Genomic DNA, 20,379 nt, shown 5'->3' with positions numbered 1-20,379 from the left:
AACGTTCGTCTCCTACTTCTTCATTTTAGGGTCCAGTGCGTCGCGCAAACCGTCGCCAATCAGGTTAATGGCTACAACTGTAATGAGAATACACATGCCCGGCGGAACCCATATCCAAGGCCGTTTGCGGAAGTCGATCAGGTTATTCGCCGCCGAAATCATATTCCCCCACGAAGGTGTAGGCGGCACCACGCCAATTCCCAGATAACTGAGCGCAGACTCTGTAATAATCGCACCCGCCACCCCGAGCGTAGCCGTAACAATAATGGTAGGAATGGTGTTCGGCAGCAAATGACGGAATATTTTTCGGCGATCCCTCAAGCCCAGAGCTTCTGTGGCCTGCATGAACTCCTGTTCACGCAGTGTAAGAATCTGCCCTCTGACCAGACGGGACAAACTCGTCCAGCTCAAGGCTCCGATAATGAGCATCAGAAAATAAATCCGGTTCGACGGGTCAACCTTCAAATCGGATAACACCGCACCTAAAATAATAAGCAGCGGCAACGTAGGCAATGCCATAAAAATATCGGCAATCCGCATAATAATCGTATCCACGCTTTTACGGTAAAATCCTGCCAGCGCCCCTAACGTCGCACCAATTGCAACCGAAATAAACGTGGCAACCAGCCCCACCGTCAAGGAAATACGACCAGCCAGCATCGTACGCAACAAAATATCTCTACCAAACTTATCCGTACCGAGCCAGTACTGAGCATTAGGCGATAAATTTTTGTCAGATAGCTTGTAATCATCTAAATGATAAGGTGAAATCATCGGCCCAAATGTACAGATGATCACCATCAGAATCAAAATAACAAGTCCGGCTAAAGCTAGGCGGTTTCGGTTAAAACGGCGAACGGCGATTCTCCATGGAGACGCTTCAGGACGGATCGCCGCCTTTTGATTGGGTTCAATCGTGACAGTTTCTGCGGACAATAGTATCCCTCCTATTTCAAGCGAATTCTTGGATCTGCCATGCCATACAATACATCAGAAAGTAAATTTCCAATGAGCGTAAGGACCGCCAGGAAAATGGTAAAGCCCAGCATAAACGGGTAGTCCCGCATGCTGATTGACTCCAGATAAACCTGCCCCACACCCGGCCACACAAATACCTTCTCCAGAATCATGGCCCCGCCAAATAAGGCAGGGAGCTCGAAGCCAAGCAGCGTGATTGCCGGAATCAGTGCGTTGCGCAGAGCGTGCTTGAAAATAACCGTCCGTTCCTTCAAGCCTTTGGCACGTGCAGTACGAATGTAGTCCTGACGGATAACCTCCAGCATGCCTGTACGGAAATACCGGGTTAGGCTGCCTGTACTCAACATCGTAAGTACGAGTGTCGGCAGGAACATATGCTTGAGAATATCCACCATATAAGCCCACGAGCCTGGCTCCATCCCTGCTGTGGTCATGCCCCCAACCGGGAGAATCCCCCATTCGAGTGCAAATATTTTGATCACCAAAAGACCTATAAAGAATGATGGCAGTGACATACATAAGAAAATGAATAATGTGACAAACTTATCGAACAAGGAGTATTGAAACTTGGCTGAAAACACTCCAGCAATGATCGCAATCAGCCAGCTAAAAATAAGGCTAAAAAAAGCGATAATAAAAGAGTTCCATACATAATTGCCAATGACCTTCGTTACCGGCTGCTTATGCTGTAATGAATCTCCCATATTTCCCTTCAGCATATTACCGGCCCATATAAAATAGCGTTGGTACTCCGGCTTATCCAACCCGTAGATATGTCGTAGCTGCTGCGCCTTTTCGGCGGTCATATTCGGGTTCTGCTTGGCTGTAATATAATCACCCGGCACCATGGCTGAAATCGCAAATACGATAATGGATATGCCAATAAGTGTAGGGATGAGCTGCAGCAGTCGGCGAATAATGTACTGCTTCATAATCATTCCTCCAGACGAATAAAGTGATATGCCCAGCCCGTGAGAGCTGAGCATACGATTGGCAACCCTTATTGAGCGATCTGAACGTCATGCAAAGTGAATTCAAAATCCTTGTATGGCGAGATATCAAAGCCGGTCAAACGTCCATTAATCGGCCACATATCTCTGCGTTGGTACATAAAGATAACTGGCAAATCTTTGTTCAATTCTTGATAGAGCTGTTTGTAAATCTCCTTGCGCTTCTCTTGATTCAATTCATGCTTACCGGCAAACGACAACTCATCGACCTTTTTGTTCGAATAGCCGATATCATTTTGTGCACCATTTGTAATATAAACCGTTGAATCCGGATCAGGTGTCAAGCCCCAAGCTGCAAAGAACATATCGTACTTGCCCGTATCCTTTTTATCCATAATTGCGTTAAAATCCAATGTTTCAGATGTCAGCTTAATGCCCAGTTCCTTGTAGTTGTTGGTCATAATCGGCAGCAACGCTTCTACTACGGGATTATCTGCGGTCGCAGAGAAGTTAATGGTCAGTTTCTCTCCGTCCTTCTCACGGATACCGTCCGCACCAGCCTTCCATCCTGCCTCATCCAGCAAAGCCTTCGCTTTAGCCATATCAAATTCATACTTGTTAATGCCTTCATCCGTGTAAGACCAAGATTCTGTAGACTGTGGAATGTTAATCACGTTCGCATATGGGCCATATACGCCCTGTACAATCTCCTTGCGGTTCAAGCCGATGGTCAGAGCCTGGCGTACCTTAGGGTCCTGAAATTTCTTTTCTTTGTGGTTAAACGCGATATATCCATAGCCGTTCGTCGGCATAATATGCACATCCAGGAAGCCCAGAGCCTTCAATTCTTCTACGTTATCCTCGGTAACCGTAACGTTATCCATATCTGTTTCACCTGTTTGCAGCATGGACAGGTTAGTCTCTTCCGTCGTTGTTTTGAAAATAACCGATTTCACCTTCGGTGCGCCTTTGAAGTAGTTTGGATTCGCTTCAAATACGACCTGCTGGCCCGGAGAAAAGCTCTTCAGCACATACTGTCCAGAGCCGATTGGCTTGTTATTAAGCGCCTTGATGCTATCCAGACTACCCTTTTTGTAGCCTTTTCCGTAATAAGCTTCTGGCATGAAGTATAGCTCACCCAAGAAATCCTTAGTATAGGCTGTTGCTTCTGTGACTGTTACTTCTACCGTGTTATCATCAATAACTTTGATACCGGAAATATCATTGGCTTTGCCATCGTGGTATTCTTTACCGCCTTTAATTTTGAACGACAGAACGTCCGTTTCACCGTCGTAATTTGGATCATGCAGCACCTTGAGAACAAAGGCATAATCCTTCACCGTTACCGGCGTGCCGTCGCTATACTTTACACCTGGTTTCAGATGGAATGTATATTTCAGACCATCTTGCGATACATCAACCTTGTCAGCCAGACTATTTTCATATGTACCATCTGCTTTCACCTGCAAAAAGGAATCAAACACCGTTCTGACTACATATAAATCATAACTTGTTTGCCAGAAAAACGGATTAAATACCCCTTTAGGTGATGTCATACCTACCACTATATTATCTTTTCGATTGGTTGCTCCCGGCGGATTTTGTGCCAGATCAGTCGCTTTAATGACACCCTCCGTCACTTGTGTACTGGATTCATTACCCTCTGTTTTATTTTCCGCATTGCCCTGCTGTTGCTGTGCCTCATTAGCACCTCCACTGCATCCTGCAAACAGAACACCAACCATCGTAAGCACCATAAGCAAAGAAACCCATTTCTTCGTCATTACCATTCTGTTAATCCCCCTTAGTCGGTTCTTTATTTAACAGCTTGACTCATTCATGCGGTAATCCATTAAAGCTTTAGGTTTAAAAATGTAAGTCTGTACATCCTCCTTACTGTCACACATGATAGCGTAAACACGTGTTTTAGACCCTTGGTCAATTCTGTGAACTGGTAACCATTACATTTTTATTAAGGTTTATCTTAAGTGTAAAATAACATCACGTCAATATCTTTTTTTATGTAATCTAAAAAATTTTAGATATCTATTTATGTGAATTTTATGGATTTAATTTGTATGAAATGAAAAAATATAGAACTTGATGTAATATAAAATAACATTATGGAGTATCGGGATGTTTGCTCTGGTGAGTTGGGGAACTTGTAATCTTACAAGTAAATAAAAGATAAACTTACGTGCTATGGTTAAACATGGATTGTATTATTAGTAAGTTACAATAGATGGCACTTGTTGTCAATATAAAAAGTCACAAAAAAAGAGACGCTCCCAGCATCGGGAACATCTCTTTTTTATTCCATCACGCTACTATTCAGTAGTGTAAGGAAGCAATGCGATTTGACGGGAACGTTTGATCGCGATTGTCAACATACGTTGATATTTCGCGCTTGTTCCAGTCACACGACGAGGAAGAATTTTTCCACGCTCGCTGATGAATTTTTTAAGCAGGTCTGTATCTTTATAGTCAATGTGAGTAATTTTGTTCACAGTGAAGAAACATACTTTACGACGTTTGTTGCGACCACCACGACGAGCTGGTCTTTTGTTATCGTCTCCGCCTTCTCTTTGTCTGAAGCCCATTCTTTGTCAGTCCTTTCCCAATTAAAATGGTAAATCATCATCCGAAATATCGATCGGTTTTCCGTCATCGGAAAAAGGATCCTGATTGTTTCGCGAGTTATTATTCCCGCGTCCACTATTGCTGCTACCGCCTCCAAAAGGAGACTCCTCACGCATACCTCCACCGCTATTGCCGCCACCGTTGCCGCTATCGCGGTTAGATTCCAAGAAACGTACATTATCAGCTACAATTTCAGTCACGTATACACGTTTTCCTTCATTGTTCTCATAATTACGCACTTGAACACGGCCTTCAACAGCCGTCAGACGACCTTTGCGAAGATAGTTAGCGCATGTTTCAGCAAGCTGACGCCAGGTTACGATCGGCAAGAAATCCGCTTCCCGTTCGCCGCCTTGACTTGTAAACGGACGGTCTACAGCCAGGGTGAACTGGGTTACTGCTACACCCGACGGTGTATAGCGCAGCTCCGGATCTTTGGTCAAACGACCGATCAGAATGACACGGTTCAACAATCCAATCCCCTCCTTTGAGCGTTGTTCATTACATAATCACGTACAATAATTAAGCTACGTCGTTCGTAATGAGATAACGAATTACTTCGTCAGAAATTTTCATGATACGCTCAAGCTCAGTAACAACAGCAGGCTCTGCTGTGAAGTTAACCAGAACGAAAGAACCATCACGGAATTTCTTGATCTCATACGCAAGACGGCGTTTAGTTACATCGTGATTCGTAATTTCGCCACCGCCGTTAGAGATGATACCTTGGAATTTGTCGACTGTCGCTTGAACAGCTTCTTGTTCAATGTCAGGACGAATAATGTACATCACTTCATATTTGCGCATTCTTTACACCTCCTTATGGACATAAGGCCCTCAATCTTGGTTGAGAGCAAGGAACGAGCCTAAACTCGCACTAAAACAGTTTACCAAATCGAGCGACTGAATGCAACCTGCTGGAACAAAAATTACGCATCTATATCGCTTCCGCATGTTTCTGTTCAGGACAGCGCACAATAACCGTTGCAGTCCAAATTCATTTATCTAAAGGAGGTACAATTCATGGGTGAAAAAACCGAATTCGAGCCAGGTGACAAAGTCCCAAATGATGGCGTATATATGGAAGTGGGCGAAAAAAGCTTTCACACCGAAATTCAAAATCCGCAGTCAATATCGCTGGAAAGAGGCGATTTTTTTCCGGAAACCACCAACCATAACCGCAAGTGGAAGAAAAAAACGAAAGCCCGCGTTCACTAATGTATATTTCTTCGGAATCTGGGCCATATTATGATTAGGCGGTACAACAGAGAGGTGTGGTTCCGTTGGACAACGTAGCCGGACAAACTGTTAGGAGATCCATTCAAGGCATTAGAAGCGTTAGGTTTGTGTAAAAGGACACTGTCTTTTCAACACTGGTATTGCTTGTCAGTACACCGGGTTTCATGATGTGATTGGACAGATCGTATCCTGTTAAAAATGTACCGCCTACGATGGAGGACCTTTGGGGTCCTCCTTTGTTGCATTATCGTACTTTTTGCATATACTGGTAAAATGCAGATTAATTCAGCTCCTTCTGCTAGAATATATCCAAATACAAAGACCTACTATTACGGAGGTTTTAAGATGAGCTATTCTCGAATACTAAAATGGATATCAGGTATATTCGAATTGGTGCTTGCCATACCGATTGTGGGAGGAGCCATTGTCATAGGGACGGGTTATTCGGCTCTGGGCTTCATGCTAATCCTGCATGCAGTGACACTCATCCTGTCCTTACGCAATCAGGAAGCGATCTACGGCTCTGTATGGGGGATACTCACCTCCTTGCTTGCCTGGATTCCCATCATCGGCTGGGTCCTCCATTTGATTGCTGCCATTCTTCTGATGATCTCCGGCTCGAAAAAAACAAAACGCTATCATTATCCGCCAAACCAACTCTAACCACCCCAAATACTCCTGACAGCACTGATCTTTTCTGCTGTCGGGAGTATTTTTTGCTGTAACGGATATACCTCTCAGAAGTAACAACTTAAGCCTTGTTTTTTACAAGATCGAGCTGTAGGTCTCCCCTTCCCTAATGAAAATAAAGTTATCCTTTTTCGATATACGAAAAAAGTTTTACGATGCAGGTAGTGTAGGATATAATAACAAATAACTAATTTAGTTTTCTACAATATGTTTCTAAAGGAGGCTCATTAGCTTGGGTCAAATTCATTTTAAATTGAATGAAACACTAGAAATGATTGGAGCTACACGTAACAAGATCGCAGTGGAGTCGAAAACGAGACCTGCTACTATTCTTGATTTAGCAAGTGGCGATACAAAAACCATTAAGTTGGAAACCTTGGTCAGTATCTTAAATGCAATAAACGAAATCGCCCACAGCCATGGATTGGAAAAAACATTTGGTATTGAAGATATCATTCAGTTCGTCCCTCAAAGCACAGAAAATACGCGCTAATCCACTTTGGGATAGCGCGTATTTTTTCAAATATTTGATTCTGTCCTTCAAAACCTTTTCCAAAAATCAAAAAATCCCCTACGCCCATAAGCGTAAGAGATTGGTTTAATTATTCAATGAAGTTAGTGGCGGAAAGAGTGGGATTCGAACCCACGCACGCCTCGCGACGCCTAACTGATTTCGAGTCAGCCCCCTTGGACCTCTTGGGTACCTTTCCGCAGCAAGGATTATTATATCATCATTGCAGCCACGACGCAAGCTGATTCTTGTCCATCATGATTCACTTTCTCGGCTCAGATGGTTTCCGAATTCTGCTCGTCAGCATTGGACTTCGAGCGCAGCACCTTCTTCATATTCTTTTCGAACTTGGCACGTGGGATCAGCACACTATGCTGGCAGCCGACACACTTGATTCGAATATCCATCCCCATACGGATAATTTCCATTTCATTTGTCCCGCAGGGATGAGGCTTCTTCATCTGCACAATGTCCCCTAGCTCAAACGACTTACGCTCCATCCTTCTCTCCCCCTTTTCCTTCCTCGTAATCCTCTTTCTCAAGGGTTACCGACGTCTCCAACACGGCCTGACGATATTCCTCATCCTCCAGAGCCCTCTTGATGTTATTGTGGATATCACGCTCGACCACAGCCGCTGTATTCGGCATACACTCCGCTACAACACGTACAATATACTCTGCTGTAGTCATGGACTGGACCCCCAGCACATCCGGTATATTCAGCACCTGTGCATTGGACTCCTCAATCCCCTGGATTGCCTGCTTGACCAAGCCAACCGCTTCTTCCAAACTACGCTCCGCCTTCATCGGTACGTCGACTACCGCCAATGCGTTGGACATGGAGAAGTTCGTAACTGTCGTAATGGAGCCGTTCGGCAAAATGTAAACCTCTCCTTTCCAGCTCACCAGTCTGGTTGTACGCAGCCCAATCATTTCTACCGTTCCTTTGAAGGTTCCTGTCTGAATGACGTCTCCTACGGCAAACTGATCCTCAAAAATAATAAAAAATCCGGTGATTACATCCTTAACCAGGCTCTGTGCCCCAAAACCGACAGCCAATCCAAGCACTCCGGCCCCGGCAATCAGCGGTCCAAGATTAATCCCCATTTGCGACAATACCAGCATAATCAAAATGAAATTGAAGACAATATTGGTTACATTCTTTAGAAGCTCCCCAACAGTTGTTAACCGTCGCGCATTTAATCGGAACCTGCCGTTATCTCCCTTTTGCTGCATCGACTTATCTATAATTTTATTAATAACCCGAATAAAGATACGTGTAATAATGAAAATGATAGCAATTTTTAGAATGACAAACAAAAAGGCCGACCACATCTCACCATCTGTAATAAACTTCCACACAATATCCTTCAAGTGAATTGCGCCATTCACTACCTCTTCTGTGCTTGTGTCGCCCTCCAGCCAATGCATAAAGGTCATGCTGTATTCCTCCTTAAACCAGGGAACTTCTCTTCCATCTTCCCACATTCTATTTCCTACAATATAAACTCATCAACTGATGTTATTCATCCGCCTATGAATAATCTACTTTCCCAAGTATAAAAACACAAACTTATCCATATACTAGCTACTATCTAAAGAATAAATGTTACCCGCATAACGATCTATATAAAGCGAGCGCAACCGGCACACTCCATTACAGAGCGAAAGGAAGATACCATGTCTCATCCATCTGACTTCATTCCGGGGCAAGAACCCCTTAGCCTAAAAATATCGCACACCGATCCCGGGATCCAATCAGCCATCATCCATCGTCTGCTGTTCCATCTGCATCAGGCACCGAGTCTACAGAATATCGTCATCATTTGCATCGGCACCGACCGTTCTACTGGAGATTGTCTCGGACCGCTCGTAGGTACCCATTTATCACGCTACAAAAGCCCCCTATTTAACCTATATGGTACATTAGAGGAGCCTGTACATGCTATGAATCTGCAAACGACGCTTAATGACATATATGCACGGTATGAACAGCCTTACATCATCGGCATCGATGCATGCCTTGGACAAACCTCCAGCGTTGGATGCATCCAGGTCGCCGAGGGTCCGCTAAAGCCTGGAGCAGGCGTAAATAAAGAATTACCGCCGGTCGGCGATATCCATTTGACAGGTATCGTTAACGTCGGCGGCTTCATGGAATACTTCGTGTTGCAAAATACAAGGCTAAATCTGGTAATGAAATTATCAGATATCATTGCTAGCAGCTTATACTCAGCGATTAAGGAGTGGCATTACCGTTCTGTCCTGCTTGCTGCGCAAGAATAACGGCTTCTTTCTCTTCAGGTGATAAGGAATAGGTTGATTGTCCAGCCTCCAGAGGCTTGGCATACACATAAGAACCATCCCGGTTATAAATGCCGGTTAACACGATGCCATCCCGATTGTCATCTACAATAGCCAGAGAGAAACTCAGGTCGCTTCCTCTCTCGCCAAAGGCATTATAACGCTTGATGCCTACATTCCCCTTCAATCCAGTCAGTTTGCTACGTAGAGATTTCATGCTTGCACGATGGGTCGCCTGCTCATCCTCAATCGTATCCATTTGTACTTTCAAATCAATCAGCAGCGTTTCTAAATTTTCAACACCGCTGCCTGCCATCATGGTCTCATACTTGCGCCGCATTTTCTTCAATTTTGCACCCTGTACAATAATAACAATCAACAGTAAGAGCAAAATGAACACGATCCCTGCAACGATTCCAGCAAGCTGTTCCATGATTAGTCCATTCAATTCAGCCATATGCTTGTTTCTACTCCTCTACCTCGAAAATCATGTACCTGTATATCTTATATTTTATACGCTTGAGAACAGCGAAACAAATAACAGAAGGCTATTAGTTTACCCATCCATACCATTCTGATTCTTACAGATTCAGACAAAGCAAAGACATATCTCACTTTCCATTTTGCTCAAGGAGACATGTCCATATTGTTACAGACTACTGCAGTAACTCCAGTAATCGTTCCAAATCCTGCTGGCTGTAATAATTTAATTCGATTTTGCCTTTATCCTTATTGTGCTTAATTTTCACAGTCGTTTTAAAACGCTCACGCAGGGACTCTTCCATATGGTCAATATAGGGGTCCCTTTTTCGCACCTTGGCTTTGGCCTTCGTCTCTCCAGGTTTGTGATCCAGCTGTTGTACAGCTTCCTCCAGTTCGCGAACACTCCACTGCTGCTCAATACATTGCAGTGCTAGCTGCTTCACTATACTTGGATCCTTGAGTCCAACAATGGCTCTGGCATGCCCCATAGACAATGTTCCACGTGAAACATGATCTTTAACTTCCTCTGGTAATGCAAGCAAACGAAGAAAATTGGCAATATGAGAACGTGATTTTCCAACCTTCATGGACAACTCTTCCTGTGTTAAGGAAAATTGATCCATTAATCCCTGATAAGCTACTGCCACTTCCATCGCATTCAAATTTTCACGTTGCAAGTTTTCAATCAAGGCAATTTCCATCACCTGCTGATCCGTAAAATTGCGAACGACCACAGGTATGGTTGGATTCCCACAAAATTGGGACGCCCGAAAACGTCTTTCCCCTGCTATAATTTCGTATCCTCTCAATACACTACGCGCAATAATAGGTTGGATAACACCATGCTGACGTATGGATTCCGCTAACTCTTTAATGGATTCATCATCAAATGTTTTTCGAGGCTGGTACGGGTTCGCACGCAACTGGCTAAGCGGAATATCAACAACCTTGTCCTCTTCATTGACTGTAAGGGAGGGAATGAGTGCATCCAGTCCTTTTCCCAACCGTTTACTCATAAGATACCACTTCCTTTGCCAACTCAATATATACCTCTGCCCCACGTGAGCGGGGATCATACGTAATAATGGACTGGCCATGCGATGGGGCTTCGCTAAGTCTTACATTGCGTGGAATAATCGTCTGATAGACCTTGCTTTGAAAATACTTTTTCACTTCTTCAATCACCTGAATACCCAAATTCGTACGGGCATCAAACATCGTCAACAACACACCTTCAATTTGCAATGAGGTGTTCAGATGCTTTTGTACTAATCTTACGGTATTTAATAGCTGGCTTAATCCTTCCAATGCATAATATTCACACTGAATCGGAATAATGACCGAATCAGAGGCTGTCAATGAATTGAGCGTCAAAATACCCAACGATGGAGGGCAATCAATTAATATATAGTCATAATTATGCTTCACAAGCTGGAGCGATCTCTTTAATCTCAGCTCACGAGATATGGTCGGCACCAGCTCGATCTCCGCACCGGCTAGCTGAATGGTTGCTGGAATAATATCCAGCCCCTCAATCTGTGTGCTGACAATCGCCTCACTAGGATCAACCTCATTAATGAGTACATCATAAATGCAATTTGCCACATCCGCCTTATTGATACCCACACCACTGGTTGTATTACCTTGCGGGTCGATATCCACGAGCAATACCCTTTTGCCGAGGGAAGCAAGTCCGGCGCCCAAATTCACGGAAGTAGTTGTTTTGCCCACTCCGCCCTTTTGATTGGCTACGGCTATTATTTTCGACACTTCATTCACCTCATAATTTAATCGGAATTCTGCTACATTCTATGATGCAAAATGCTCTATGGAGACGTTACTTAATCCTTAGCTTACGGATAACGGCAATTTTATAAAATAGAATACGAGTATGCTGCGGTTTTATTGGGCGTTAGACAGAAAAAGCGGCAATTGCTGCCGCCTGTACGCTGCATCCCTTACTTACGTTTGGGAATTTGAATGACAATCTCATAGTGATCCTCGTGATCGGATTCCTTGGTTTTGATATCCAGGCCTGAGCCAGACACCATATCAATGGATTGACGAATCGTATTCAGCGCAAGCCGGACATCCTTGGTAAAGGAAATCCGCTTGGATTTCTTAATCGTTGACACTTGTTTATAAAAGGCAACTCGTGCCTCTGTCTGCTTTACATTGAGTTCCTTAGAAATGACTTCATCTAAAACCTTATACTGTAGCTCTTCGGTCTCTAATGACAATAACGCACGAGCATGACGCTCGGACACCTTCCGTTCCATTAAAGCTTCTTTCACTCTCTCTGGCAGATGAAGCAGTCTTATCTTGTTGGCAATGGTGGATTGACTTTTACCCAGTCGCTGAGCAAGGCTTTCCTGAGTAAGCTGATGGAGATCAATCAACTTCTGATAAGCCACTGCTTCTTCAATCGCAGTCAGCCCTTCCCGTTGAAGATTCTCAATCAACGCGATGGATGCAGCTTGCGAATCATTAAACTCACGAACAATGGCTGGAATGGTGTCCATTCCCAGCTTGGTAACAGCTCTCCAACGACGTTCCCCTGCTATAATTTCATATTGTCCATTACGGAAACGAACGACAATCGGTTGAATTACACCATGCGTCTTAATGGTCTGGCATAGCTCATCAATCTTCTCGTCGTCAAATATGGTGCGGGGCTGATAAGGACTGCTGACAATATCCCGAACAGGAAGTTGCTTTATTTCGTCCCCATTGGATCGCTCCGTCAAACCAAATAGCCTGGAAAATTGTTCTTTCATTCCGTATAATACCACCTAATTTCATAATAGCACCATACTTACAGCGCTTCGTGAAAAACAGTTCCTTACGCGGATCATAGACCCCTTTTATATGAGAAAGCCCCGTAAGTGGATACACTTCGTGTGCTCTCCCGGCCTTGTTGCCCCACTTCCCTATATGTATGGCTGAAAGAGGATTTTGCAAAATCCCCGGATAAATGAGTACGGGAAGTAGTCAACTGACATTAAAACGATTATCTCTATTCTATCACTTTTTCAGCCATAATCCTATCGCCTCTACCAGCTTTTCGGAAGGATCAGATAATAAATTGTCCTCCCATCCCGCTGCCTATTTAGCCATTTTCCTTTTCGCTACAAAGTAAATCCCCCGTATCTACAATTTTTCGATAGAGAGAGCCTGCTTAGCCATAAAAAAAGTGAATGTTTCACGTGAAACACTCACTTTCTTTCAAACATTTACACTAACGGTGATTTCAAAGGCGTACCCGGCTTGCGCGGATATTTTCGTGGGGTAGCTGCCCTTTTTTCAATAATGATCATATGTCTGGCTGCATCTTCAACAGGTAGATGAAAGGCTTGAACATGCTTGATTTTCCCTTTTAGCTCTTTCAGGCTGTAGGAAGCTTCCTTGATTTCCTCCGTTGGATCACTGCCCTTCATCGCAGCAAAGTGACCTCCTTCACGGACAAATGGCAAACAAAATTCATTCAGTACTGCAAGACGGGCAACAGCTCTGGCTGTAACCAGATCGTAGCTATCGCGGTAGCCTGTTTTACGTCCTAATTCCTCTGCCCTGCTGTGAATCAGTTCAACATTTTCCAACCCCAACTGCTCTACTACATGTGCTAAGAATTGAATGCGTTTGTTCAACGAGTCTACAATGGTCAGTCGAATATGTGGAAAGCAAATTTTCAAAGGAATACCAGGAAAGCCTGCGCCTGACCCAATATCAGCAAGGCTTCCCACATCCTTTAACGGAACATAGAAGGCAAGTGAAAGAGAATCGTAAAAATGCTTGGTGTACACCGCATCACGCTCTGTAATCCCCGTCAGATTCATTTTTTCATTCCACTCCACCAGCACGCGGTAATACGTTTCAAACTGCTCTAGCTGACTATCATTAATCACAATGCCATGCTCGGCCAGTCGCTGCTTAAATTGCTGTTGTATGGCGTCCATTATGATCCCCTTGCTGCCGTTACGCGGTTATAGTGCTCCAGATAAACCAGCAAAATGGAAATATCCGCAGGAGTCACGCCCGAGATACGGGATGCCTGACCAATGGACATCGGACGGATTTTTTCGAGCTTCTGCTTCGCTTCAATAGCCAAGCCTTGAACCTCATTGTATGCAATATTTTCTGGAAGCTTCTTTTTCTCCATCTTTTGCAGACGTTCTACATGCATCAATTGCTTTTCGATGTAGCCCGCATACTTAATTTGAATTTCGACCTGCTCCTGCTCTTCCTCAGTAAGAACGACAGGTGAAGGTGAAATCTGCGCCACTTGTGAATAGCTGATCTCTGGTCGACGCAGCACCGTTAACAAATTACTGCCATCTTGTATCGGTGCCGAACCGCCTTGCTCCAGCATTTCATTGACATCAACTGGACGAACCTTCGCCAAGCGAAGACGCTCAATTTCCTGCTCTACCTTTTGCTTTTTATCCAAAAAGCGCTCGTACCGATCGTCCGTAATCAGGCCAATCTCATGCCCAATCGGTGTCAACCGCAAATCTGCATTATCATGACGCAGCAACAGACGGTATTCTGCACGTGACGTCAGCAGACGGTAAGGCTCATTTGTACCTTTGGTCACCAGATCGTCGATCAGAACCCCGATGTAGCCTTGAGAGCGGTCCAAAACAACAGGCTCTTTGCCCTGCACCTTGCGAGCAGCATTAATCCCTGCCATAATTCCTTGGCCCGCAGCTTCCTCGTAACCGGAGGTACCGTTTATCTGACCTGCTGTGAACAAGCCAGGAACCTTTTTCGTTTCCAAAGTAGGCCACAACTGGGTAGGCACCATCGCATCATACTCAATAGCGTAACCGTTACGCATCATTTCTACCTTTTCCATCCCTGGAATGGTGCGCAGCACAGCTAGTTGCACATCCTCTGGCAGACTGGTTGACAAGCCTTGAACATAGTATTCAGATGTGTTTTTACCCTCAGGTTCCAAGAAGATTTGGTGCTTTGGCTTATCGCTGAAACGTACTACTTTATCTTCAATAGATGGACAATAGCGTGGCCCTGTTCCTTCGATCAGACCGGAAAACATCGGCGCACGATGCAAATTGTCATTAATAATCTGATGTGTTTCTACAGAAGTATATGTCAGCCAGCAAGGGAGCTGCTCATTATCCGAAGACTTCGTCTCATAGGAAAAAAACTTCGGCTGGTCATCACCCGGCTGAATTTCCGTTTTGCTAAAATCAATCGTGTCCTTATGCACCCGCGGTGGTGTTCCTGTTTTGAATCGAACGAGATCGAAGCCCAGTTCTTTCAAATGCTCAGCCAATCTCACTGAAGGCTGCTGATTGTTGGGACCACTCTCATACATCAGCTCACCCATAATGATTTTTCCACGCAAATAGGTGCCAGTCGTCAGCACAACTGCTTTACTCCGATACTCTGTGCCCGTCTTCGTAATCACGCCCACGCAATGGCCGTCTTCTATAATCAGTTCTTCTACCATACCTTGACGCAGGGTCAGATTGGGTTCCTTTTCCATCGTTTCCTTCATCGTATGCTGATAAGAGAACTTGTCAGCCTGTGCACGCAAGGCGTGAACCGCAGGTCCTTTACCTGTATTCAGCATACGCATTTGGATAAAGGTCTTGTCGATGTTGCGACCCATTTCACCGCCCAAAGCATCGATTTCCCGCACCACATGACCTTTTGCAGGACCGCCAATAGACGGGTTGCAGGGCATAAACGCGACCATATCCAGGTTAATTGTAATCATCAACGTACGACAGCCCATCCGGGCTGCGGCCAAGGCGGATTCTACGCCCGCATGGCCCGCGCCTACGACAATAACATCATAGTCGCCTCCTTGGTATCCCATACCTCTCTTACCTCCTTATGCACTCCGGTCTTCCGCCGAATATGCTCTTGTATATCTATAACGATAGCAGGGCTTATACCAGCCATGCTTGAATGTCCTATTTGCCCAGACAAAATTGTGAAAATATTTGATCTATTAACGCATCATGCGCAGTATCGCCCACGATCTCGCCCAAATGCTCCCACGCCAGCCTTACATCAATCTGAATCATGTCGATCGGTACAAATTGATCAGCCGCTTCATAGGCATCCACCAGTGATTGGCGCGCCTTCTTCAACAAAGCAATATGCCGTACATTGCTGACATATGTCATATCGGCTGATTCCAGCTTGCCGCTGAAGAACAAATTCGATATCGCCTGCTCCAGTCGGGCCGCGCCCTCATGCTCCTTGACGGACATCGGTACGATGAGCTCCTCAGGTACATAGCGCAGCAGCAAATCCCGGTCAACTTGGGCCGGTAAGTCCATTTTATTCATAATGACAATCGCTTGTCTACCGCGGATTTGTTCCAGTAATGCCATTTCATCCTCATGTAATGGTTCGTTGGCATTAATCACAACGAGCAACAGATCCGCTTCACTGACCGCCGTTCTTGAACGCTCTACTCCGATCCGTTCCACCACATCCATCGTTTCACGAATGCCGGCTGTGTCCAGCAGCTTGAGCGGGATGTTATTCACCGTCACATATTCCTCAATCACATCACGGGTGGTGCCCGGAATATCGGTCACAATCGCCCGTTCACCCTGGGCCAGTGTATTCAACAGCGAGGATTTGCCCACATTCGGTCTGCCGACAATCGCCGTGGTCAGACCCTCACGCAAAATTTTCCCCTGCTCCGCCGTATGCAGCAGCCGATCAATCTCCGCCATAACCTGACTGCTCTTATCCTTAATTAACTCAGACGTAAAAGATTCCACGTCATGCTCGGGATAATCAATGTTCACTTCAATGTGAGCGAGTGTCTCTACCAAAACATTACGCAAGCGACGAATATTCTGTGACAGCTGTCCATCCACCTGCTTCAGAGCTACCGAAAAAGCTTTATCCGACTTCGAGCGAATGAGGTCAATGACCCCCTCAGCCTGACTCAGATCAATACGACCATTCAAAAAGGCGCGCTTCGTGAATTCGCCCGGCTCGGCCAAGCGTATATTTTGCAGCAGCAATAGATCCATAACCCGTTTGACGGCTACTACTCCGCCATGAGTACTGATCTCTACTACATCTTCTGTTGTAAAAGAGCGTGGCGCCCGCATCACCGTAACTAAAACTTCCTCCACCTTTTCCTGGTTGTGAGGATCTATAATATGTCCATAGTGTACTGTGTGAGATGGAGCCTTGCTTAGAGGCGTTTTGCTACGGAACAAAGCCTCCACTTCCGTGACAGCCTCCGGACCGCTGACCCGTATGACGGCAATGCCGCCTTCGCCGACTGCCGTTGCAATGGCAGCTATGGTATCACTCAGCATATCGTTTCTACCTCCTATCAAGTAGAAACGGCTTTGCCGTCCTTGATTAAGGACGGCATCCGTTTCAGTCAGAAATATAAGAAAAAAAGCAATGGCTTCTGCACCATGCAGAGAGCCATTGCGTCGGATTATTTTTTGGCAATGACGACGCGCCGATTCGGCTCGTCCCCCTTGCTGTATGTTCTAACCTGCGCATGCTGTTGAAGCTTGGCGTGAATCAGCTTTCGCTCCTGTGACGGCATTGGCTCCAACACGACTTCCTTGCCATAACGAATAGCCTGGTTGGCCAACCGATCCGCCAAATCCTCCAGCGTTTTTTGCCGACGTGCGCGAAATTGCTCGGCATCCAGAACAATTCGGATGAATTTGTCAGAATGACGGTTGGCAACAATATTCGTCAGATACTGCAATGCATCCAAGGTCTGTCCCCGACGACCGATCAGCATCCCGAGCGACGGACCGGAGATATCCAGTATACTTTCATCCTTGCGGTGGTGGACATCAACTTCAACGTCCAATCCCATTCCTGCTGCTGTTTCGCGGATAAAACGCACCGCCTCCTCATAGGGATCAGCTTGTCCCGTAGAGGTCGGGTTGATGTGTGGTTCCCGCGTGACAGGTTCAGCTTCCGTAACAGCCTGTCCCGCACGAAAAGGCGCTTGAGCCGATACATGAGGTTCAGCCGTGTGTATGGTTTCGGGTGACGGCTCAGACAGCAGCGTAAGCTCCACCTTCGCCTTCTTGACCCCTAGCCATCCCAGGAATCCTTTTGACGGCTGTTCCAACACGTTTACGGTTACCCGTTCACGGCTTACTCCCATTTGGGAGAGTCCTTGTTTTACAGCATCTTCAACGGTTTTTCCTGATGTCACGACCTTGGTCATCTCGACTTTTTAGCCCCCTTCGTGTTTCTGTTACTTTTTTTCTTGTTATTGGGTGAGCCCGTCTTCGTATGACTGGCTGTTTTCACATTCGCCAGTGCAGCTTCTTTATCATTATTGCGATAAAGGAAATAGTTTTGGATAATCGTGTAAATATTACTGTAGAACCAGTACAACGGCAAAGCAGATGGGAAGTTATACGACATGAACAGAATCAGCACCGGATAAACGTACAGCAAAAACTGCATCGGTCCCTGCTGCGGTGTCGGATTCAATTTCATCATCATCCAGGTTTGGACAAATGTCGTAATTGCTGCCAGAATCGGCAGGATGAAGAAATGATCCGGTTTACCTAACTGGAGCCATAAAAAGTCATGATCCCGTAATGCCGAGTTATAGTAAATGGCATTATAAAGCGCGATAAAAATCGGCATTTGTACGAGCAAAGGCAGACAGCCCGCCATCGGGTTGACCTTGTTTTCCTGAAACAATTTCATCGTCTCTTGCTGAACTCTCTCAGGTGTATCCTTGTATTTCGCTTGAATTTCTTTTAATTGTGGCTGAATAGCCTGCATAGCTTTGGAACTGCGTACTTGCTTAAGTGTAAGCGGCAAAATAATCGTCCGCACGATGATCACCAGAATCAATACGGCCAGGCCATACTCTCCAGAGAACCATTGGGCAAATGTATCCAGCGCATACGAAAACCAGTAAACGACATATCTTTGCCACCACGATCCGTTGGCCAAGTCTGCCGTCGTGTAAGAATTGTGGGCCGTCGGGGCACACCCGGACAGCACGGCAACAAGTGCCAATAAGGCAATTAGAAGGAACCATTTCCCTCGTTGAGTCTTCAAACGCGACACTTCATAACCCCTTTCTTAACCAATCCATTCCAACGTAAATCATACCATATCCTGTAGGACAAAGATACTGACTATCGGCGTGAAGACTTGAGCAGCGAGGCTTTGCGCAGAACGTGCAGCACGCTTTTCTCCAGCTCTTGATACGACATCGCAACCGCACCCTTACGGACGATAAAAATCAGATCAATCTGCTCCACCAGTTCATGCTCATGATGACGCACAATTTCCTTGACGATTCTGCGCATCCGGTTACGCACAACTGCGTTGCCGATCTTCTTGCTGGCCGAAATTCCGACACGGAACTGCTCTACCTCTCTACGGCGGAACCAGTACACCACAAACTGATGGTTGGCAAAAGATTTGCCATGGCGGTATACGCGCCCAAAGTCCGCCCGGTTTCGAAGACGCAATTTTTTTCGCACGGCGCTTCTCCTTGCTCATCTCTTTTACACACTTCGGTAAGCCAATCCTTACCTCTTATATAGTAAGAAGTATGGACAACATTCCGTCATGGTAATCTCGCTTATTTTACATCCATTTTCAAAAAGCTTCATCTAATATAGGGTAGGAATCGGCACTTCACCCTCTTTTTCACTGCATTTCTACAGATTAGAGGAAGTGGTCCGGTCCGTTAATACCTCAATTATGAAAAAAAAGACCACCGTAGTGGTCTTTATGCACGCATTACGCACTCAATACTTTTCTACCTTTTTGGCGACGAGCCGCCAAAACTTTACGGCCATTCTTTGTGCTCATTCTTTTACGGAAGCCGTGAACTTTTTTACGTTTGCTGACATTCGGTCTGAAAGTCGGTCTCATTGTGCTGCACCTCCTTACAAGGAATACGTTTTATATGGAATATACCTAACATAGCAATCTCCACAAAAAACACCTTTGTACATTTAACCACAAATAGCGGTCAAAGTCAATGTGATTATGAATCCTCTCCCTCTTTTTCGTGTTCAGGATTCAATCCTTCTCATTCATTTACTACTTCATTCTCGTTCACCCTGAGTTTAACGACAATTTTTGGGTTTCTCCTTCTTCTTATCCAGCATCCCAGCTGTATTCCCTCCCAGCCAAGACCGCTCGTATCCACCTTCTATCCATTCTGCCACTTCAATCCGCTCTTTCTCAGATCGTCGTCGCCAATTCATTCAAAAATAATGTCGGAAACGTTACCGGAAATTTTCAACAGAAAAATAAGCCCCTGTGACCAAAAGGCAACGGCCGTTATACACAGATTCACAAAAAGAACGGTATTGTGATTTAAATGGTCATAACCTGTGCATAACATTTTAGAGCAAAAAAGAGTTATTGTCGAAAACTGAACAAATTATAAACAATATCTTGTGTTGTGAATAAAAATTGTACACAACAGATTGAATTTGTGGATAAATAACCACGAGTCATTGAAATACAAGGCTTCTTTTGCTATGATGATATTACTTTTGAATGTGAATATGTTGTTTTGCCCTCCATATTATCAACACCCTGTGGATAAAGTTGTGAACAAGT

The 20,379-nt window shown here is 45.1% G+C and carries 23 protein-coding genes and 1 tRNA gene; 4 read left to right on the top strand and 20 right to left on the bottom strand.

All coding sequences use genetic code 11. The features are described from left to right. Positions 1-12: 12 nt before the first annotated feature. The 6 genes from opp4C to rpsF form a co-directional block, all read right to left on the bottom strand. Positions 13-936, bottom strand: a complete 924-nt coding sequence (gene opp4C, locus B4V02_RS25335) for an oligopeptide ABC transporter permease (protein ID WP_007433225.1) — start codon at positions 934-936, stop codon at positions 13-15. An 11-nt stretch (positions 937-947) separates the two neighbouring features. Continuing rightward, positions 948-1,910: an ABC transporter permease gene (locus B4V02_RS25330; protein WP_094156854.1), complete on the bottom strand. Its 963-nt coding sequence runs from the start codon at positions 1,908-1,910 to the stop codon at positions 948-950. A 68-nt stretch (positions 1,911-1,978) separates the two neighbouring features. Next, positions 1,979-3,718 carry an ABC transporter substrate-binding protein gene (locus B4V02_RS25325; RefSeq protein ID WP_094156853.1) on the bottom strand — a complete coding sequence of 580 codons (1,740 nt, stop codon included), beginning with the start codon at positions 3,716-3,718 and terminating at the stop codon, positions 1,979-1,981. Positions 3,719-4,255: 537 nt separating this feature from the next. Beyond that, positions 4,256-4,528 carry a 30S ribosomal protein S18 gene (rpsR, locus tag B4V02_RS25320; protein WP_007433228.1) on the bottom strand — a complete coding sequence of 91 codons (273 nt, stop codon included), beginning with the start codon at positions 4,526-4,528 and terminating at the stop codon, positions 4,256-4,258. Positions 4,529-4,549: 21 nt separating this feature from the next. Continuing rightward, positions 4,550-5,041, bottom strand: coding sequence for a single-stranded DNA-binding protein (gene ssb / locus B4V02_RS25315; RefSeq protein WP_094156852.1), 492 nt, complete (start codon positions 5,039-5,041; stop codon positions 4,550-4,552). 49 nt (positions 5,042-5,090) lie between these two features. Next, positions 5,091-5,375, bottom strand: a complete 285-nt coding sequence (gene rpsF, locus B4V02_RS25310) for a 30S ribosomal protein S6 (RefSeq protein WP_007433230.1) — start codon at positions 5,373-5,375, stop codon at positions 5,091-5,093. 216 nt (positions 5,376-5,591) lie between these two features. On the opposite strand from rpsF, the gene B4V02_RS25305 reads away from it, so the two are divergent. The 3 genes from B4V02_RS25305 to B4V02_RS25295 all read left to right on the top strand — a co-directional run bounded on the left by B4V02_RS25305 (position 5,592) and on the right by B4V02_RS25295 (position 6,990). After that, entirely contained in the window at positions 5,592-5,786 is a 195-nt protein-coding gene (locus tag B4V02_RS25305) for a YjzC family protein (protein ID WP_007433231.1), read from the top strand. A gap of 366 nt (positions 5,787-6,152) precedes the next feature. Then, positions 6,153-6,470 (top strand): hypothetical protein, encoded by a 318-nt coding sequence (locus B4V02_RS25300; protein WP_007433232.1) that lies wholly within the window; start codon positions 6,153-6,155, stop codon positions 6,468-6,470. Between the two features lie 259 nt (positions 6,471-6,729). Then, positions 6,730-6,990, top strand: a complete 261-nt coding sequence (locus tag B4V02_RS25295; RefSeq protein WP_094156851.1) for an XRE family transcriptional regulator — start codon at positions 6,730-6,732, stop codon at positions 6,988-6,990. 126 nt (positions 6,991-7,116) lie between these two features. On the opposite strand, the gene B4V02_RS25290 is transcribed toward B4V02_RS25295, so the two are convergent. The 3 genes from B4V02_RS25290 to B4V02_RS25280 form a co-directional block, all read right to left on the bottom strand. Next, a tRNA-Ser gene (locus tag B4V02_RS25290) sits at positions 7,117-7,207 on the bottom strand. A gap of 76 nt (positions 7,208-7,283) precedes the next feature. Next, positions 7,284-7,508 carry a DUF951 domain-containing protein gene (locus B4V02_RS25285; RefSeq protein ID WP_007433236.1) on the bottom strand — a complete coding sequence of 75 codons (225 nt, stop codon included), beginning with the start codon at positions 7,506-7,508 and terminating at the stop codon, positions 7,284-7,286. Further along, a complete protein-coding gene (locus B4V02_RS25280) occupies positions 7,498-8,448 on the bottom strand; it encodes a mechanosensitive ion channel family protein (RefSeq protein ID WP_094156850.1) in 951 nt (316 codons plus the stop codon). Before B4V02_RS25280 ends, B4V02_RS25285 begins: the two co-directional genes overlap by 11 nt. A gap of 240 nt (positions 8,449-8,688) precedes the next feature. On the opposite strand from B4V02_RS25280, the gene yyaC reads away from it, so the two are divergent. Next, a complete protein-coding gene (gene yyaC, locus B4V02_RS25275) occupies positions 8,689-9,294 on the top strand; it encodes a spore protease YyaC (RefSeq protein WP_043891429.1) in 606 nt (201 codons plus the stop codon). Here the strand turns inward: yyaC and B4V02_RS25270 are convergent. From B4V02_RS25270 to rpmH, 11 genes are all read right to left on the bottom strand, one after another. After that, entirely contained in the window at positions 9,248-9,769 is a 522-nt protein-coding gene (locus B4V02_RS25270) for a DUF4446 family protein (protein ID WP_094156849.1), read from the bottom strand. The genes yyaC and B4V02_RS25270 overlap by 47 nt on opposite strands. Before the next feature lie 199 nt (positions 9,770-9,968). Next, positions 9,969-10,811 carry a ParB/RepB/Spo0J family partition protein gene (locus tag B4V02_RS25265; protein ID WP_007433241.1) on the bottom strand — a complete coding sequence of 281 codons (843 nt, stop codon included), beginning with the start codon at positions 10,809-10,811 and terminating at the stop codon, positions 9,969-9,971. After that, positions 10,804-11,565, bottom strand: coding sequence for a ParA family protein (locus tag B4V02_RS25260; protein WP_007433242.1), 762 nt, complete (start codon positions 11,563-11,565; stop codon positions 10,804-10,806). The genes B4V02_RS25265 and B4V02_RS25260 overlap by 8 nt, the downstream gene beginning before the upstream one ends. Positions 11,566-11,753: 188 nt before the next feature. Further along, on the bottom strand, positions 11,754-12,572 hold the full coding sequence (noc, locus tag B4V02_RS25255; protein WP_007433243.1) for a nucleoid occlusion protein: 819 nt from the start codon (positions 12,570-12,572) through the stop codon (positions 11,754-11,756). A gap of 456 nt (positions 12,573-13,028) precedes the next feature. Further along, positions 13,029-13,751 (bottom strand): 16S rRNA (guanine(527)-N(7))-methyltransferase RsmG, encoded by a 723-nt coding sequence (gene rsmG / locus B4V02_RS25250; RefSeq protein WP_007433244.1) that lies wholly within the window; start codon positions 13,749-13,751, stop codon positions 13,029-13,031. Continuing rightward, the gene (gene mnmG / locus B4V02_RS25245) at positions 13,751-15,640 is read right to left on the bottom strand and encodes a tRNA uridine-5-carboxymethylaminomethyl(34) synthesis enzyme MnmG (protein WP_094156848.1); all 1,890 of its coding nucleotides are present in this window, start codon (positions 15,638-15,640) and stop codon (positions 13,751-13,753) included. The genes rsmG and mnmG overlap by 1 nt, the downstream gene beginning before the upstream one ends. A gap of 97 nt (positions 15,641-15,737) precedes the next feature. Continuing rightward, positions 15,738-17,114: a tRNA uridine-5-carboxymethylaminomethyl(34) synthesis GTPase MnmE gene (gene mnmE, locus B4V02_RS25240; protein ID WP_094156847.1), complete on the bottom strand. Its 1,377-nt coding sequence runs from the start codon at positions 17,112-17,114 to the stop codon at positions 15,738-15,740. Between the two features lie 128 nt (positions 17,115-17,242). After that, positions 17,243-17,998, bottom strand: coding sequence for an RNA-binding cell elongation regulator Jag/EloR (gene jag, locus B4V02_RS25235; protein ID WP_094156846.1), 756 nt, complete (start codon positions 17,996-17,998; stop codon positions 17,243-17,245). Next, the gene (locus B4V02_RS25230; RefSeq protein WP_007433248.1) at positions 17,995-18,861 is read right to left on the bottom strand and encodes a YidC/Oxa1 family membrane protein insertase; all 867 of its coding nucleotides are present in this window, start codon (positions 18,859-18,861) and stop codon (positions 17,995-17,997) included. Before B4V02_RS25230 ends, jag begins: the two co-directional genes overlap by 4 nt. A gap of 71 nt (positions 18,862-18,932) precedes the next feature. Beyond that, positions 18,933-19,283, bottom strand: a complete 351-nt coding sequence (rnpA, locus tag B4V02_RS25225) for a ribonuclease P protein component (RefSeq protein WP_007433249.1) — start codon at positions 19,281-19,283, stop codon at positions 18,933-18,935. Positions 19,284-19,545: 262 nt separating this feature from the next. Next, positions 19,546-19,680, bottom strand: a complete 135-nt coding sequence (gene rpmH / locus B4V02_RS25220; protein ID WP_007433250.1) for a 50S ribosomal protein L34 — start codon at positions 19,678-19,680, stop codon at positions 19,546-19,548. Positions 19,681-20,379 lie beyond the last annotated feature (699 nt).

The organism is Paenibacillus kribbensis (assembly GCF_002240415.1).
Taxonomy (GTDB): domain Bacteria; phylum Bacillota; class Bacilli; order Paenibacillales; family Paenibacillaceae; genus Paenibacillus; species Paenibacillus kribbensis.
This window is presented reverse-complemented; position numbering and strand designations above follow the sequence as displayed.

What these genes read in the sequence shown, in the direction of transcription:
- B4V02_RS25325 (WP_094156853.1), bottom strand. Translation starts at nt 3,718, where the DNA reads ATGGTAATGACGAAGAAATGGGTTTCTTTGCTTATGGTGCTTACGATG.
- mnmG (WP_094156848.1), bottom strand. Translation starts at nt 15,640, where the DNA reads ATGGGATACCAAGGAGGCGACTATGATGTTATTGTCGTAGGCGCGGGC.
- rpsR (WP_007433228.1), bottom strand. Translation starts at nt 4,528, where the DNA reads ATGGGCTTCAGACAAAGAGAAGGCGGAGACGATAACAAAAGACCAGCT.
- B4V02_RS25305 (WP_007433231.1), top strand. Translation starts at nt 5,592, where the DNA reads ATGGGTGAAAAAACCGAATTCGAGCCAGGTGACAAAGTCCCAAATGAT.
- B4V02_RS25280 (WP_094156850.1), bottom strand. Translation starts at nt 8,448, where the DNA reads ATGACCTTTATGCATTGGCTGGAGGGCGACACAAGCACAGAAGAGGTA.
- B4V02_RS25265 (WP_007433241.1), bottom strand. Translation starts at nt 10,811, where the DNA reads ATGAGTAAACGGTTGGGAAAAGGACTGGATGCACTCATTCCCTCCCTT.
- jag (WP_094156846.1), bottom strand. Translation starts at nt 17,998, where the DNA reads ATGACCAAGGTCGTGACATCAGGAAAAACCGTTGAAGATGCTGTAAAA.
- yyaC (WP_043891429.1), top strand. Translation starts at nt 8,689, where the DNA reads ATGTCTCATCCATCTGACTTCATTCCGGGGCAAGAACCCCTTAGCCTA.
- B4V02_RS25285 (WP_007433236.1), bottom strand. Translation starts at nt 7,508, where the DNA reads ATGGAGCGTAAGTCGTTTGAGCTAGGGGACATTGTGCAGATGAAGAAG.
- rpsF (WP_007433230.1), bottom strand. Translation starts at nt 5,375, where the DNA reads ATGCGCAAATATGAAGTGATGTACATTATTCGTCCTGACATTGAACAA.
- B4V02_RS25270 (WP_094156849.1), bottom strand. Translation starts at nt 9,769, where the DNA reads ATGGCTGAATTGAATGGACTAATCATGGAACAGCTTGCTGGAATCGTT.
- mnmE (WP_094156847.1), bottom strand. Translation starts at nt 17,114, where the DNA reads ATGCTGAGTGATACCATAGCTGCCATTGCAACGGCAGTCGGCGAAGGC.
- noc (WP_007433243.1), bottom strand. Translation starts at nt 12,572, where the DNA reads ATGAAAGAACAATTTTCCAGGCTATTTGGTTTGACGGAGCGATCCAAT.
- B4V02_RS25330 (WP_094156854.1), bottom strand. Translation starts at nt 1,910, where the DNA reads ATGAAGCAGTACATTATTCGCCGACTGCTGCAGCTCATCCCTACACTT.
- rsmG (WP_007433244.1), bottom strand. Translation starts at nt 13,751, where the DNA reads ATGGACGCCATACAACAGCAATTTAAGCAGCGACTGGCCGAGCATGGC.
- rpmH (WP_007433250.1), bottom strand. Translation starts at nt 19,680, where the DNA reads ATGAGACCGACTTTCAGACCGAATGTCAGCAAACGTAAAAAAGTTCAC.
- B4V02_RS25300 (WP_007433232.1), top strand. Translation starts at nt 6,153, where the DNA reads ATGAGCTATTCTCGAATACTAAAATGGATATCAGGTATATTCGAATTG.